General features: G+C 38.3%; 10 protein-coding genes and 3 pseudogenes. 7 read left to right on the top strand and 6 right to left on the bottom strand.

The features are described from left to right. Nucleotides 1-4: 4 nt before the first annotated feature. Both SAGCYANO_RS51110 and SAGCYANO_RS39165 read left to right on the top strand, forming a co-directional pair. Nucleotides 5-571: pseudogene (locus SAGCYANO_RS51110) on the top strand (pentapeptide repeat-containing protein); the annotation flags it as partial. A gap of 597 nt (nucleotides 572-1,168) precedes the next feature. Next, nucleotides 1,169-2,707 (top strand): AbgT family transporter, encoded by a 1,539-nt coding sequence (locus SAGCYANO_RS39165; RefSeq protein WP_202224957.1) that lies wholly within the window; start codon nucleotides 1,169-1,171, stop codon nucleotides 2,705-2,707. Between the two features lie 462 nt (nucleotides 2,708-3,169). On the opposite strand, the gene SAGCYANO_RS39160 is transcribed toward SAGCYANO_RS39165, so the two are convergent. Next, nucleotides 3,170-4,009, bottom strand: a complete 840-nt coding sequence (locus tag SAGCYANO_RS39160) for a transglutaminase family protein (RefSeq protein ID WP_202224956.1) — start codon at nucleotides 4,007-4,009, stop codon at nucleotides 3,170-3,172. A gap of 438 nt (nucleotides 4,010-4,447) precedes the next feature. Here SAGCYANO_RS39160 and SAGCYANO_RS39155 point away from each other — a divergent pair, with 438 nt between their 5' ends. Beyond that, nucleotides 4,448-5,305 (top strand): YihY/virulence factor BrkB family protein, encoded by an 858-nt coding sequence (locus tag SAGCYANO_RS39155; protein ID WP_202224955.1) that lies wholly within the window; start codon nucleotides 4,448-4,450, stop codon nucleotides 5,303-5,305. Nucleotides 5,306-5,913: 608 nt separating this feature from the next. Here the strand turns inward: SAGCYANO_RS39155 and SAGCYANO_RS39150 are convergent. The 5 genes and pseudogenes from SAGCYANO_RS39150 to SAGCYANO_RS46745 form a co-directional block, all read right to left on the bottom strand. Further along, complete coding sequence (locus SAGCYANO_RS39150; protein ID WP_202224954.1) at nucleotides 5,914-8,484, bottom strand: PEP-CTERM sorting domain-containing protein; 2,571 nt, start codon at nucleotides 8,482-8,484, stop codon at nucleotides 5,914-5,916. A gap of 345 nt (nucleotides 8,485-8,829) precedes the next feature. Beyond that, nucleotides 8,830-8,958 (bottom strand): hypothetical protein, encoded by a 129-nt coding sequence (locus tag SAGCYANO_RS48615; protein WP_255502878.1) that lies wholly within the window; start codon nucleotides 8,956-8,958, stop codon nucleotides 8,830-8,832. Continuing rightward, a pseudogene (locus SAGCYANO_RS46755) lies at nucleotides 8,939-9,202 on the bottom strand (transposase family protein); the annotation flags it as partial. The pseudogene SAGCYANO_RS46755 and the gene SAGCYANO_RS48615, both read right to left, overlap by 20 nt. Nucleotides 9,203-9,222: 20 nt before the next feature. Then, the gene (locus SAGCYANO_RS46750; protein ID WP_237397127.1) at nucleotides 9,223-9,477 is read right to left on the bottom strand and encodes a transposase family protein; all 255 of its coding nucleotides are present in this window, start codon (nucleotides 9,475-9,477) and stop codon (nucleotides 9,223-9,225) included. 97 nt (nucleotides 9,478-9,574) lie between these two features. Beyond that, entirely contained in the window at nucleotides 9,575-9,724 is a 150-nt protein-coding gene (locus tag SAGCYANO_RS46745) for a hypothetical protein (RefSeq protein ID WP_237397126.1), read from the bottom strand. A gap of 349 nt (nucleotides 9,725-10,073) precedes the next feature. Between SAGCYANO_RS46745 and SAGCYANO_RS39140 the strand changes: the two are divergent. From SAGCYANO_RS39140 to SAGCYANO_RS39125, 4 genes and pseudogenes are all read left to right on the top strand, one after another. Next, a pseudogene (locus tag SAGCYANO_RS39140) lies at nucleotides 10,074-11,229 on the top strand (RNA-guided endonuclease InsQ/TnpB family protein). Between the two features lie 39 nt (nucleotides 11,230-11,268). Next, nucleotides 11,269-12,426 (top strand): transposase, encoded by a 1,158-nt coding sequence (locus SAGCYANO_RS39135; protein ID WP_237397125.1) that lies wholly within the window; start codon nucleotides 11,269-11,271, stop codon nucleotides 12,424-12,426. Between the two features lie 237 nt (nucleotides 12,427-12,663). After that, entirely contained in the window at nucleotides 12,664-14,037 is a 1,374-nt protein-coding gene (locus SAGCYANO_RS39130) for an AAA-like domain-containing protein (RefSeq protein WP_237397124.1), read from the top strand. A 533-nt stretch (nucleotides 14,038-14,570) separates the two neighbouring features. Then, the gene (locus SAGCYANO_RS39125; protein WP_202224953.1) at nucleotides 14,571-15,698 is read left to right on the top strand and encodes a hypothetical protein; all 1,128 of its coding nucleotides are present in this window, start codon (nucleotides 14,571-14,573) and stop codon (nucleotides 15,696-15,698) included. Nucleotides 15,699-15,710: the final 12 nt, after the last annotated feature.

The following is a 15,710-nucleotide window of genomic DNA, read 5'->3' as shown; positions in this document are numbered from 1 at the left end:
CAGTTTTGCCGACCTCAGTGATGCCAAGCTCAGTGGTGCAAACCTCAGTGGTGCAAACCTTAGTGGTGTCAACCTCAGTTTTGCCTACCTCAGTTTTGCCTACCTCAGTGATGCCGACCTCAGTGGTGCCAAACTCAGTGGTGCCAAACTCAGTGGTGCCAACCTCAGTTTTGCCTACCTCAGTGGTGCCAAACTCAGTGGTGCCAACCTCAGTTTTGCCTACCTCAGTAGTGCCTACCTCAGTAGTGCCAACCTCAGTGATGCCTACCTCAGTTTTGCCAACCTCAGTAGTGCCAACCTCAGTAGTGCCAACCTCAGTGATGCCTACCTCAGTGGTGCCAAACTCAGTGATGCCGACCTCAGTGGTGCCGACCTCAGTGGTGCCGACCTCAGTGGTGCAAACCTCATTACTGCCGACCTCAGTGGTGCCTACCTCAATAATATCAAATGGAATAATCAAACCAAGTGGTCAAATACTATTGGTTTACACGAAGCAATAGGAGTTCCAGAAGACCTACAACAAAATCCAGAATTTGCCACAGCGGTTGCTCAGTCGGAAGCAGCAAGTTAACAACAAGAGTAATTTTTTTGAAGTAGAGTGAGTGAGATTTTTGTCCCTTGTCTTTGCCGAGGAACAATTTGACAACAGCGGTCAATTGTATTGAATCATGCGATCGCTACATTTTGCCTAAATAGGGAGTGGGGAGTTGGGAGTGTGGGAACGGTGGGAATATAAACAGGACTTACGCAAAGGCACTATGTATAGAGCCTCGCTCAGTTACGCTAGCGCTAACACACCCTACTAGACTGACACGCCTAAAAATGTAGGTTGGGTTGAACGGCAGTGAAACCCAACATTAGCAGGGTTTTGTTGGGTTTCGGTTCCTCAACCCAACCTACGTCTAATGCACCATTTTAGCTGTGTCAGTCCACTACCAATAGCGTTCATGCGTAAGTCCTGATAAAGAAAGATTTGGCAATGGCGCTCAGATGGAACATTTTTTTGTACTGAACCCGAGCGGACTTGATATAATAGAGTTTTATGCTGATTTTCTTCCTTCTTACTTCTTCCCTCTTCCTCCTTCCTTCTTCCCTCTTCCTTCTTCCTTCTTCCTTCTTATAGTATGATAGAAAATTGTATTTTTCATCTCAAAAGGAAAGAGTCAAGATGGCAGAAACACCGCCCCCAGTAAAGTCTAAAAACTTGGGAATAGTTAATCAAACACTTATTTTTATTGAAAAAATTGGCAATAAACTGCCAGACCCCATTACATTATTTTTCTATCTTTCTATAGCAGTAATTTTGATTAGCGCGATCGCTAATTTAACCAATCTCTCCGTCATACATCCTGCAACTAAAGAAACTATTCAAGCAGTCTCTCTATTTACTCCTGAAGGTATCCGCAGAATAATTACTGAAGCTGTAAATAACTTTGTTAATTTCCCTCCCCTGGGTACTGTACTTGTAGCAATGTTAGGAGTAGGAGTCGCAGAATCTACAGGATTAATTTCTGCTCTATTGCGTCAGGTAGTTCTAGTTGCTCCGGCAAAATTTATTACTCCAGCAATTATTTTTTGTGGTGTAATGTCTAATCTTGCATCTGACGCCGGATATGTAGTTTTAACTCCTCTTGCTGCTTTAGTATTTTTAGCATATAAACGTCATCCCATAGCAGGTTTAGCTGCTGCTTTTGCCGGAGTTGCTGGAGGTTATAGTGCTAATTTATTAATTGGAACTATCGACCCTTTATTAGCAGGAATTACTGAGAATTCGGCGAAATTAATTAATTCTGAATATACAGTAAATCCAGCAGTAAACTATTATTTCATGGTAGTTTCTACATTTGTTATTACTTTAGTTGGTTGGTATATTACGGATAAAATTGTAGAGCCTCGCTTTGGTAAATATGATGGGGAAATTAATCAAGAAGAAATTCCAGAATTGACTGCTGCTGAACGAAAAGGTTTGCGTTGGGCTGGATATTCTTTATTGGCTTTCGTAGCACTTTTATTAATATTAGTTTTACCTCCTGAAGGAATTTTACGCGACCCGGAAACTTTAACTATTATTCCTTCTCCTTTTTTCCAGGGAATTGTACCAATAATAATGGTAGGATTTATTCTGCCTGGTATTGTCTATGGAAAAGTAGCAGGTACAATTCAGAGCGATAAAGATATTGCTCAAGGTATGACTCAGGCTATGAGTTTAATGGGTTATTATATTGCTTTATCATTTTTTGCTGCTCAATTTGTTGCTTATTTTCGTTGGAGTAATTTAGGCATTATCTTAGCTATTAATGGTGCAAATATTCTCAAAGCCACTGGTTTTACCGGATTGCCTTTGCTCATAAGTTTTATCATTGTTAGTGGTTTTATTAATTTATTTATTGGTTCTGCATCAGCTAAATGGAATATTATGGCTCCGGTATTTGTGCCAATGTTAATGTTAGTTGGTTATACACCAGAGTTGACACAAATGGTTTATCGAATTGGAGATTCTACAACTAATATCATTACGCCTTTGATGCCTTATTTTCCAATTATTGTTGCCTTTGCTCAGAGATACGATAAAAAGACAGGAATGGGAACTTTAATTGCTACAATGCTTCCTTATTCTTTAGCTTTCCTAATATCTTGGTCAGCTTTATTTATAATCTGGTTTATTTTTGGAATTCCCATCGGACCTGGAGCAGGAATTAGACTTTGAAATAGCAGTCAGCGGTCAGCAGTCAGCCATCAGCTTCTCAAGGTGTATAATGAGTGGTTAAAACTTAGTTTTTTTTCGTAACTACCTACCTACTTAGCTATCTTTAGTCATCTTTAGATGACTTCTGCTTTCTAGCCAAGAAATTTAGGCGTTGCTGATTCTGGGTATGATGCAAGCCCCCCTAGCCCCCCAAAATTGGGGGGGAATAAAACTCTAAAAGTCCCCCAAAATTGAGGGGAATAAAACTCTAAAAGTCCCCCAAAATTGGGGGGGAATAAAACTCTAAAAGTCCCCCAAAATTGGGGGATTTAGGGGGCATTACCAGAACAAAAAAATCGCACATTCATACTTCTAATTCAGCAACGCCGAAATTTATTTCTTGGCGGATAACATAGCTTTACTTATTGATAAGAAGAAGTAATTCTAAATTCTAAATTCTAAATTCTTGAACTACCACCTTCTTCAAGAAATAGCTATCGCCTCCGACTCATCTACTTTTTTATTTTCTTGAACATCAGAAATATCTTCTACAAATAAATATTGATTATTAATTTCAACTGTGCCAAATAAAGTGGCAAAAGAAACATCAGCCGCATCTCTACCTGTACTAATTCTAATAATATTTTCTAGTGGTACTAATTTAGTTGGGTCAAACAAATACCAGCGATCGCCTAAATAAGCTTCAAAACAAGCATGAAAATCTGGAGGATTAAGATTATAAGCATAAGCAGAAACAAAACGAGCTGGAATATTTAATGTCCGACAAAAAGCAATTCCTAAATGAGCAAAATCACGACAAACACCCGCCCTTTCCGTAGCAGTATCAAAAGCTGAAGTTTGAGAATTTGTACTACCAAATAAATATTTTACCTTGTCATAAATCCAATCACAAATCATCATTACCCGAGAATAACCAGGACTTAAACTACCAAATTCTGATTGTGCTAAACCAAATAATAAATCTGATTGACAATAACGACTAGGATAAAGATAAGGAAGTGTTTCCACAGGCAAATTAGCAGGTTTAACTTCATAAATATTATGATAATTGCCATAATAATGTGATAATTCTACAGTCGCTTGATAAGAAACTTCAAGTTTACCAGTAGAGAAATTTACTCGAACAAATCGATTTTTTTCCGAGCTACTAATATATTCATCTATTGCCAAAAATGGATTAAACTGTAGTTGTTCCTGCACAATATTTTGACAGTTATTATTAACTACTTGAACATTAAATAAGAAAGTGGTAGGTTGAGAAATAGTATAATTAAGTTGACAACCAAGTTTGAATTTTTTCATTGTATTTTGTGTATGACTTATGATAGATATAAATAGCAGTTTAGTCTGCTAACCTCATTAAGATAGAAATTAGTAATATTTATTTGTCTTTTCCTTTATGGGTTTAATACCCCACCGTTAACGCAGGGTCTATTTATTGTCACGCTTAGAAAAATTGATGGGGGGATGGGGAGATGGGGAGATGGGGAGATGGGGAGATGGGGAGATTCTTATATTTATTCGCTATTTGCACAATTAAATGTATTTCATATCCATATAAATATTCTAGGCGCGACAATGAATTAGCCCTGCACCGTTAACGGGGGTGCTTAAAATTATTTGGGTTTTAATACACCATGGAATTTTCCCTCCTGACTCCTGACTTCCCCTCCACCGGAGGGGTTAGGGGTGGGTTGACTCCTGACTCCTTCTTCAAACTATATCAAGGAAACTAAAGTTGTGAACTATAAAATAATCTTTCGACTACTCAAAAAAACCGTTCAAGAATGGCAAAAAGATAAAGCACCAATTTTAGCCGCAGCTTTAACTTATCATACATTATTTTCTATAGCGCCATTATTTATTATTGCAGTGGCGATCGCTGGTTTTGTCTTTGGAAAATCTGCTGCTGAAGGGGAGTTAGTAACACAACTAGAAAATTTTATGGGTCAGCAAATTGCAGAAACCATTGAACAACTGGTAATCAATATTTCTCGTCCTGAGTCAGGAATTATTGCCACTCTCATCGGTGTCGCGACCCTGTTTTGGGGAGCATCAAATTTATTTGCCCAATTAAAGTTAGCTTTAAATATGATTTGGAATGTTTCACCCCCACCAGACCGTGGTATTGTCGGATTTATTCAAGACCGGTTGTTGTCAGTGGGGATGGTCTTAGGAGCAGGTTTAGTATTAATTTTATTATTGGTAGCTAGTGCTGTATTAACCGCAATTAACCAATGGCTTAATAAAATACTCAATACTCCAGATGGTATTTGGAGTCTAATTGATATTTCTATTTCGTTTGGCATAGTAATATTATTATTTGCTGGAATTTATAAATTTTTGCCAGATGTAAAAATAGCCTGGAGTGATGTTTGGATCGGTTCAGCAATTACTGCTGTATTATTCACAATTGGTAAAAGTTTAATCGGATTATATTTAGGTAATAGTGGAGCAGGTTCAGCCTACGGTGTTGCGGGTTCTTTGGTAGTACTATTATTATGGATTAATTACTCGTGGCAAATTCTATTTTTTGGGGCAGAATTTACTCAAATTTGGGCTAATAAATATGGTTCGAGAATAGTTGCTAAACGCTAGAAAAAAATTTGTTCAACAATTAAAAATTAATAATTCGATAATATCAGGACTTACGCACCAAGCGCCATATATAGTAGGGGCGAATGGCATTTGCCCCCTACAGATAGCGTATTTTCCAATAATTTGCGTAAGTCCTGAATATACAACATAAAAAAAGAAGGAGAATTCAGTAGATACAATATCACTCTCTCCTTCCGATTAAATAAAATTACACACAAACCTAAATAAATGTCTTAAATCAAAGTCGATAAAAAATAATAATTAGAGCATAATTAGTCAAATATTAATTTCTGTCTTAAAGTACATTTTTATTCCATTTCTACCGAATGACTTGCCTGAGTAGAAAATCTGCTTATAGCAAAACGAAGAATGAAAGACCGAAGGAGCGAAAAATACTGCATTGTCTAAGTTTTAAACTTTTAATATCAAATCCGTTTAATTCTGTATAAAAAAATGTTCCACCTTCAACCATTACCAAATATTTCTCGATCTCCCCACACCCCCCACACCCCCACACTCCCCACACCCCCCACCCTCTTTATCTAATTACACCGATGCTACCGGAGTTGATATGATATGTCCGCTCCCTTCCCTTCGACTGCCATAATTTAATCTTGGCGGTGGCGACGCAGAGCAGCAAAACCACTTCCGATAGCAGCAATTAAACCCAAGACTGAAGATGGTTCAGGCACCCTTGTAGCTACCACCTCTTCACCAGGTATCACTCCTTGAGCAGCTATCACTTCTTCAGGAGAGGTAGGAATGCCACCAGGATTATCGAGAGTTCGCACACCGTAACGTTCCTCAAGCTCTTGTTCCTTCTGATTTTCTACCTCAGCAGCAGCTAGAGATTCGCTCATTTGCTCCCGTCTTTCCTGTGCAATTGCTTCGTCACGAACTTGAGCTATTTGTGTTTCAATTTCTAAGAGAAGTTCACCTTTCTGGTTGATTTGCTCTTGTTTCTGTGCTAAACTGTTATTCCGATTTTTCAATGCCTGATTGCGACTTTTGATATCTTCTTGCTTGGCAGTAAGTTCGTTATCGCGAGCAATTTCATTATTCTTTTGCTCTTGATCTCGATCTTTGCGAGCATTGTTAAACAGGCTTGATTCAGCACTGAGGCGAGCATATTCGCTAGCAACGGTTTTCGATGCCCCCTCTTGAGCCACATCATGGGTAGTGTAACCGCTAATGTTGCCGTCTTCATCGTAAACTGGAACCTGCACAGTTACCTCATCGGGACCGTAAACCTCTTGATTGCCACTATCATCAAATATTTTGCGGTCGCTATTTTTAGCATCTGCTCTCAAGACATTCTTGAAATATTGGTCAGCTCCATCAAAAAGACCATCTAGGGACTCCCGGGAGTTATCAATTTCATCGATGAGTGCTTGGGTACGAGCAATATCGCTTTTGTAGAAGGCACGGCGCTCGTCTTTCTGGGAATCGTTGAGGCTGTTGTCAGTGTCAATAGCTGCCTGTTTCTGTTCTGCATTAGCTTTAACTGCTTCAAGTCGATCGCGTAGGTCGTTATTTGCGTAGAAGTTCTCTACATTCTTCTCTACTGTAGGCTTGAGTTCTTTGGCATCATTAAGTTCTGTTACCAAGTCATTGATATTCTTTTGCTTCCGGTTAATTTGTCTCTGGTATTGCTGAATTTTTGTTTGGCGGTCTTGTTTAACTTCAGATTCAAAGTCGGCTAAAACCTGGCTAAACAAAGTCAACTCCTGCTCTTGCTTGGCTGGAGTGCCGTCACCACGCAGTTCTATCCAATCACCACCGTAGGCTTCTTGCACAGCAAGCTTTTGAGGTAATTCCAGATTGTCCCAGTTATTTTCTTGCTTGTGTTTTTCCCATGCTTCTTTTTTAGGTGCCAGTTCTGCAACAGCTTCGTCAGCTCGCTTAATATTTCCACCTGCGTTTTCCCTAGCTATAGCGATCGCTTCTGCTTCGCTAGGAACCTCATTCAGTTTAGTTTTTAGTGCATCACGTTCATTTATAGCATTAGTGATTTTTCCAGGGTTTTTGTTGATTATTTTATTGACTGCATTAAGTGGTTTGAGGAATTTGTTGCGGTCGTTGCGCTCTCTTTTAACGACATTGTTGGCTTCTCCGCCAGGACTGTATCTAGCAGCTCGCCAGAGTTCACTGTTGCGGTCATTGCGCTCTTGTTTCAGGTTATTGGCTTCTTCTTTTGCAGTTTGACTGCGGGTATCATAGATATCTGCTTGTGCTTGGTGAGCATTAGCTTTTGTTTGGGAGTCATCAGCTTCACCTTGGTAAGTGTTGGCTTGTTCTTGTTTCTCGGCGATTTGAGTATCGTAAGCTGCCAATTCTCCATCCCAACCTTGGGAATCCCAGTCGAAGCCATATCCTTCACCAATTCCTTTCAGAGTGCCGATATCTTTTGGTAGTGGTGCGGGTTCTGGAGGAACTATAGCATCAAGGTTAAATTTAAAGCCTAAAATTTCGCTGCCACCGACTGTGTTTCTGTCGAGTCCTGCTGCCGCGAGTTCGTCGAGGGTCAACATTTGGAAGCCGTCGTCCTCGACTTTTTGGCCTCCAGAAATTACGTTGTAGCCAGTAGCATCGCCGTCAAAGTAAGAGTTATTAACACCGAGGTCGCCGTAGAAGTTACTGCTGCTAGAATCAACCATGGCAGCATAGTTATTGTAGGTACGATGTCCGAAGTTGTTCATACCTACACCTTTTGCTGCTACGTTCTGATATACACCTAGCCCTGCACTAGCTCCAGAATCTGAACTACCAGAGAAGTGAATACCGTAGAGATTTCCTGATTCCATGGAGTCTTGGAAATTGTCACCACCTGGGGTAAAGAATACGTCACCGTGGAAAATTTGATCGACGTTGCGGTCGTAACCTGCACCTGTTTGGGGTAAGTTACTGCCAATGGCAACAAAGACTTCATTACCGTTTTGGAATACTCCCATTCCAGTAATATCATAGGTGCTGCCGTCGGTCATGTCTCCAATGGCATCTTGACTATATTGCCATCCATTATGAGAGTCTAAGAATAAAGCAGTTCCATCATTATTACATTCTAGAAATAGGCTAAACATTCCACTTGTAAGACCTATACCCTGTGCGCTTTGTCCTGCTCCATTTAATAGTAAGGCAGCGATCGCTAAACTGGTAGTAGTTGTATAAACTTGTTTCATGGTTTAAGATTTCCGAATAATTTCTTTTGTTTACTGTTCTCAGTATATGAAGAAAAATGTAAATTCTATATCACTCGATCGGGTGATTTTTAATTAGCCTAATCGGGTGAATCAATTGAGGTTAAGTATTTACAACAGTTTTATCTTTTATTTTGCTTGTGTTAGTTTTAGTATAAACACCGCTATAAAAGTAATATTTTATACAATTTAGTGATATCATATTTGATATCAAATCCGGTGGGGTTGCACATAGAATCCGGTTATATAATAGAGTTGTTGGGAAATAACTTAAGTAGGGAAAAAAGGAAAACAAAAACTCATAACATTTGTTACTGATTGCATTCTTTATGCTACCATTAGGTAGAAATTCCATAATCCACTGGCAGTTAGCATTAATTTGTCATCAAAATCACTCTTATGATTACGATAAATCTGACTGACTGCACCATAACGTTTAACACCGGCGCTCTTCATTTTCACATCTCACTCTTGAACTACTTAAATTTCGGTTTTCTGACTTCTGGTGTTCAGTTAATTCTCCTCTCTTTGGTTTTTTATGGGGGATACGGATATTTTCATATTGATTTTGGAGACCTTGAAAACCACTATCTACTTCAATTGGAATCACGACCGGTATATTTCCTATTAGCTTCTGTTGATCATGGAATTTCTTGTCATGTAACTTTCCTTCTCTTGCCTGACTCAATACCAATACTTGCTTGTTTTGGTCTACTGCGACTAGATGTTTGCGAGTATGACGCTTTTTTTTTCCGAATAATTCTGTTTTTGTTTTTCTTGGTAAGTAGGTCGTTGCACTGGCCGTTCTGTTCCATCCATTATTACTCGTTTTACTCCAGGGAAACGCTCTATAAATGCTTGGACACTGTTAATTTGACGCTCTGGTAGCGCCTTTTTTTCTCCTAGGGCAGCTTCTAAAATTGCTTGTAAACGATGAGCCCAATGATGTGTCTGGCTACGATCTATGTCAAACAAGATACTAGCGCTCATCAAAGGTTGGGTAACATTTAAAATAGAAGAGAATGTAAAATAATTTGTGTTGAGTGGTGAGTAAACGAGCCTTTCGGCCTCCTCATCGAGAGCGTTGACGAGGTTTCAAGAGCAATGTTTCCTCATAGATTTGGCTAAAAGACTTTAACAACGATTCAAATGCTTTACGGTTTAATCCTGTTAATGCTCTGAGTAACCTGTCCTGTTTTAAAGCTCGTTCAATATTTAGCATTTCCCTGGCCAATTTATTATTGAATCATTTTACCTTATTTCCCAACAACTCTACTATATCAGGACTTACGCAAAGGCACTATTTATAGAGTCAAAGTACTATTGGACAATAGTTTTGAACGCTATATATAGCGTATCTGCGTAAGTCCTATATATATAGTATCTTTGCATAAGTCGTGATATTATCAGGTAAGGCCGAGAGCTTGAAAACCATGTCGCTTTAGCCCATGGACCTGTAGCTCACGTGCGACTTTAGTCGCCTGTAAAAATATCTAATTTTTCCTTGACATTTTCTCAGTCAATTATGCCATAATACCAAACATAAGGATAAAAAGGTAGGTCGAGCCAAAATGATAATTTATGAGTTTAAAGTGAAAGCAAAAGAAGTCCAATATCATGCAATAGACGAGGCAATTAGGACATCTCAGTTCATCCAAAATAAGTGCTTAAGATATTGGATAGACAATAAAGGTGTAAGTAAATATGACCTAAATAAATATTGTAAAGTATTGGCTCAAGAGTTGAAATTTGCCTCGGAACTAAACTCAATGGCTCGACAATCGGCTGCGGAAAGAGCTTGGTCTGCCATATCTAGATTTTATGATAATTGCAAGAAAAAAGTCAAAGGTAAAAGAGGTTATCCTAAATTCAAAAAGTATTGCCGTTCTGTAGAATACAAAACGTCTGGCTGGAATTTGTCACTAAACAGAAAAGCTATTACGTTTAGTGACAAAAAAGGAATAGGCAAACTAAAGCTTAAGGGGACTTATGATCTTAACTACTACCAAATAAACCAGATAAAACGGGTAAGGCTAGTAAGACGAGCCGATGGTTATTATTGCCAGTTTGCTATTAAAGTTGATATTCAAATAGATACTGAACCAACAAGAAAAGCAGTCGGTTTAGACGTTGGCATCAAATATTTCTTAGCAGATAGTAACGGCAATACTTTAGAAAATCCAATGTTTTATCGGCAATCGGAAAAGAAGTTAAACCGTGCTAATCGTCAGAAATCTAAGAAGTATAAAAAAGGCGCAACACCGCAGTCGAAAAACTACTATAAAGCCAGATGTCGATATGCCAAAAAGCATTTAAAAGTAAGTAGGCAACGAAAAGAATATTGCAAGGGAGTAGCATATTCCGTCATTCACTCTAACGATGTGGTAGCATACGTAGACGCGGAGCTGCGTGCCGAAGGCAGATTTAAACGTTAAAGGCATGGTAAAAAATCGGCATTTAAGCAAATCTATTAGTGATGTGGGATGGTCAACTTTTCGACAATGGGTAGAATATTTTGGCAGAAAGTACGGGAAATTAACTATTGCTGTATCGCCACAAAATACTTCTCAAAACTGCTCTAACTGTGGTCAAAAAGTGCAGAAGTCTCTATCAACTAGAACTCATATTTGTCATCATTGTGGATATGTAGAAGATAGGGATATTAATGCAGCCAAAAACATCCTACAAAAAGCACTCAGTACCTTGGGGCTTGTAACTGTTGGCTAAAATCTGGTATTATCTATAAAAATCTGGGATTATCTGTTTATGCTACTTGGATATCATACTGAACTACATCCGAATAACCAACAAAAAACATTACTGGCTAAACACGCTGGTGTAACTCGTCACGCCTGGAATTGGGGGTTATGGCTAACTAGAAACATCCTTAATCACAATTCCAATAATCCTGAGAGTAAGCTGAAATTTCCTACTGCTATTGATTTGCACAAACTATTAGTAGCAATGGTTAAACCTAACAACTGTTGGTATTATGAAGTATCTAAATGTGCACCTCAATATGCTTTGAGATATTTATCTCAAGCCTGGAAGCGAAGATTCAGCAAAGTGTCTGGTCAACCTAAATTCAAGAAGAAAGGTAGAGATGATAGTTTTCCTGCGGAATGCTACGCAAACACTCTAGATGGGTCAATATCAGTAGGTGTGTTTCATATAAAACTGCCCCGAATTGGATGGATTAAAACTTATGAAGTACTGCCAGATCATGTCACTCCTAAATCTGTAACTATTAGCAAAAAAGCCGATAGATGGTTTGTCAGTTTCAAAGTAGAAACCACACCTCAAATTACTGATAAATCAGTAGATGTAGTTGGTGTAGATTTAGGTATAAAATCTCTAGCTACGTTATCTACTGGTGAAGTTTTTGTTGGTGCTAAATCTTTAAGAAAGTTAGAAGCTAAACTCTCTCGGTTGCAATATTTAAACCGACATAAAACTAAATTCTCTAAGAACTGGAAAAAGGCTCAACTTAAGATAGCTCAGTTACACAAAAGGATAGCGAACATCAGAAAAGATACATTGCACAAGCCAACTACTTACTTGGCTAAAAACCACAGCCAGATAGTAATAGAAGATTTAAATGTATCAGGCATGATGGCCGAGCCAAAGCTTGCTAAGGCTGTTGGGTCCATGGGTTTTTATGAATTCAGAAGACAGTTAGAGTACAAGTGTGAGTTATACGGTTCTGAGTTAATCGTTGTTGATAGATGGTTTCCTAGCTCTAAGACTTGCAGTAGGTGTGGTGAGGTGAAACAGTCTCTGTCTTTATCGGAGCGTGTATTTAATTGTGAACACTGCAATTTCAGTTGTGATTGCTCCGCAACGCTAGCGCGAACGAGACTTGATAAGAGGGTTAAATTTAGCTATGGCGGTGAGTTCGACCGTGACAGCTTGCGGACTGGATAACGCCGACGTTGCCAGATTGAAGCAGGAATAGAACAGATAATCATAGATTTCTATAGATTATCGTAGGTTTCTAAGAACGGCACAGGGAAACTAATACGCTTGCGGGAGATTTGCCCTCTGGCTTGGTTTGCTTCGGCCTGTCAAGTGATGGCAAGTCGATGTTCGCGCAGCGTTGCGCCAGCAAACCAAGAATCCCCGTAGCTTTAGCGCAGGGAGTGTCAAGAATATATATTACTGATGGATACAAAACGAACTTTAGATTCTATCAAGCTAGATTTTATTTTAGAAACGATCAACCGCAAGTTACTAGAAACCAAAAATCTTCCTTTAAATACTGCAGAAATTATGCTTCTGGGAGGTATCTGGGATAATAAGACCTATAATATTGTGGCTGAAGAGGCAGGTTACAGCTCAGGTTATCTCAGTAGTGTCGTTGCTCCTGAGTTATTTAGACGGATTTCTGATATTATTGGTCAAAGGGTGACAAAGAAAAACTGTCGGATTCAACTTCAAACGTATCTCATCCCACAAGCTAGCTCAAAAAAAAATGTCCGACCTCAACAATATGAAAAACTTTCTGCTAGTATAACACAACTAATGTCACCAAATTTTCCGAGTGGATGTATTTCTCTAAATTCGCCATTTTACATACAACGATCCGATATTGAGAAGCAAGTGTATGCAGAAATTGAAAAACCAGGAGCATTGGTGAGAATAAAAGCACCGCAAGAGATGGGCAAAACTTCCCTTCTTTTGAGAGTTATAAACTATGCAGAAAGTTTGGACTATTGCACCGTGAACTTAGACTTACAACAGGTAGGTCAAGACATTTTGAGTGGTGGTATCAACAAATTTTTACGTTGGTTTTGTGCTAATATTGCTTATCAACTAAACCAAGAGCCAAACTTAGATGACTATTGGGATGAAGATATTGGTTGTAAAATTAGTTGCACTTTATACTTCCGCAACTATTTATTACAGTCAATTAATTCTCCCCTACTTCTAGCTTTAGATGAAGTCAATCATATTTTTGAGTATCCAGAAATAGCAAAAGATTTTTTTCCTCTATTGCGATCGTGGTTTGAGGAAGCAAAAAGACAACCTGTGTGGCAAAAACTTCGTTTAGTGGTAGTTCACTCCACTGAAATTTATGTACCTCTGCAACTGAAACAGTCACCTTTTAATGTGGGGTTACCAATTCAGTTAGGTAGTTTTAGCTTAGAACAAGTTGTGGAATTAGCCCAATTTTACGGACTCAACTGGAGTGATGGAGAAGAAGCACATCTTTTGATGGCAACCACCGGAGGACATCCAGCATTGGTGCATCTGGCTATTTATTATCTGAGTCGAGAGGATGTAACAATGGGACAATTATTAGAAACTGCTGCCACATCAACTGGAATTTATGCCAATCATTTGCGACGTCATCAAGTGAAGTTGGAAGAGGAGGCAGAATTAGCGATCGCTGTGCAAAATCTTGTCAATACGAATGAACCTATATTATTAGAGCCTATTATTACTTATAAGTTGAGTAGTATGGGATTAATTAAGTTAGTTGGAAATAAGGCCACATTAACTTGTGATTTGTATCGACAGTATTTTAGAAGTTAACAACAACCTCTTAATAATTAATAATTAATAATTAATAATTAATAATTGCTTTTTCTTATAAATAAGAGGGGGAGGTTTTAAACCCAATTTTTCGGTAAAATTACTCTCATCAGAATATTGTTGCCGTCAATCTTATACTACGGTCGAATCGTAGTTCTGCAATGGCCAGTTTTTAACTGATTTATTGGTTTATGGTTCTATAACAATATTAGGACTAACTACAAATCTAATCAAAGTGTTCAAGTGGCCAGTCCTGAGCTTCTTTTGTTCGGCATTAAACGGGTAAAAAGATTTGAAAAACCAGTGTGTCCCAGCTCTCTAAAAGCCAAAATAACTGGGCGAGGCCAACTTTACGCATTTTCTACAGAATAGACGCAACAATGTCCAAATTTTTGCCTAACTATATTTTTGAATTTTTGAAGTCAGTTAATTGACCTCAAAAACGTCTTATTTATGTACGAAGTCTTATTTCTGTAAGAAATAGGGACAATTACTCATTTTAAGCACATTTTTTCTAAGAGGTAGTAATAAGTATGTTTACCGATGTAGGTAATGCTAATAATATATCAATTCCAGGAATAGAACGACCAGATTTAAATAAATCAAATGCTCTAAATGCTCTACAGTATCAGATCCTGATAGTTGAAGAAGAAGGGAATTCTACCAATCCTCGACTAGGATTAAAAAGAACAATGTATATAGGTACAAAAGAGGAATTAAACGAACATTTTAAAGAGTTTACAAACCTAACGAAAGATATTAAGAAATTGCCTCATCAAGGAACAGACATGAAAGATGTATTTCCTCTTCCTATTCCTACTCAAGAGGAATTGAAACTTTCTGGGAATGATAAACATCGGGATGATATATTAAGTCAATATAGTATGGTGCGAAGACTTTTGCAAGCGAGAAAAGCATCTCAATTGATTGCCAAGTCATGGCTCGAAGAGAAAGATATCAAGGAGGAGAAAAAAAGCCAAAATGAGGAGGAACCGGAATATTATACAAAAGGGGAAAATTGTATAAGATTGAAGGCTATCAGGAAGCTTTTTCTGACTGGCGATCAAGGATTTAATTTTGGGGAAGGAGTCAAACTTCTTCATTATAAGGGAGATAAAGAAAAACTATCGGAAGAAGAATGGAGAAAACAATGGGCAGAACTACAACAACAGCCTTATATTATAACGCCAGATCAAGACAATTGGCATAATATTTCTTTGAATCTACTGTTTTGTGGACAAGTTTATTTAAAGTATGAAGTAACGTATGAAGGAGGATGTCAAAAAGAAAACAAATATTTACCCCTATGTTTTCCTATTCTTTCCACTTATGAAGCTTGTTCTTTCTACGCTTTGTTTATGAATGTGGATAGCTTTTCAGGCACGATAGACGAGATCGAGAAGAAAGGTACAACCAATCCTCTACCTCCTTACTACAGAGCATCACTTCCTTATCCTCCACGCCCTAATTTTAGTACAGAGGATAAAGTAGTTCAGGAGAATTACAATGAGATGATAAAAAAATGGGCGTATGCGAAAGACATCTCTTCAGATAATAATGAATTACCATTTTGTAAGGAGATTTGGAGCGAGCACAATGGAATCCAACTCAGATATATTTGTCCTCCTTACCCTTATGTACCAATGAGTTGTATTTGTTAAATTAAGCCTCAA

The sequence above is a fragment of the Okeania sp. KiyG1 genome, from assembly GCF_014132355.1.
Taxonomy (GTDB): domain Bacteria; phylum Cyanobacteriota; class Cyanobacteriia; order Cyanobacteriales; family Microcoleaceae; genus Okeania.
The sequence above is the reverse complement of the archived record's forward strand: the minus strand, read 5'-3'. Positions and strand labels throughout refer to the sequence as shown.

Coding starts and splice junctions, on each gene's coding strand:
- SAGCYANO_RS39165 (WP_202224957.1), top strand. CDS start 1,169: ATGGCAGAAACACCGCCCCCAGTAAAGTCTAAAAACTTGGGAATAGTT.
- SAGCYANO_RS39135 (WP_237397125.1), top strand. CDS start 11,269: ATGCTACTTGGATATCATACTGAACTACATCCGAATAACCAACAAAAA.
- SAGCYANO_RS46745 (WP_237397126.1), bottom strand. CDS start 9,724: ATGCTAAATATTGAACGAGCTTTAAAACAGGACAGGTTACTCAGAGCA.
- SAGCYANO_RS39150 (WP_202224954.1), bottom strand. CDS start 8,484: ATGAAACAAGTTTATACAACTACTACCAGTTTAGCGATCGCTGCCTTA.
- SAGCYANO_RS48615 (WP_255502878.1), bottom strand. CDS start 8,958: ATGAAGAGCGCCGGTGTTAAACGTTATGGTGCAGTCAGTCAGATTTAT.
- SAGCYANO_RS39125 (WP_202224953.1), top strand. CDS start 14,571: ATGTTTACCGATGTAGGTAATGCTAATAATATATCAATTCCAGGAATA.
- SAGCYANO_RS39160 (WP_202224956.1), bottom strand. CDS start 4,009: ATGAAAAAATTCAAACTTGGTTGTCAACTTAATTATACTATTTCTCAA.
- SAGCYANO_RS39130 (WP_237397124.1), top strand. CDS start 12,664: ATGGATACAAAACGAACTTTAGATTCTATCAAGCTAGATTTTATTTTA.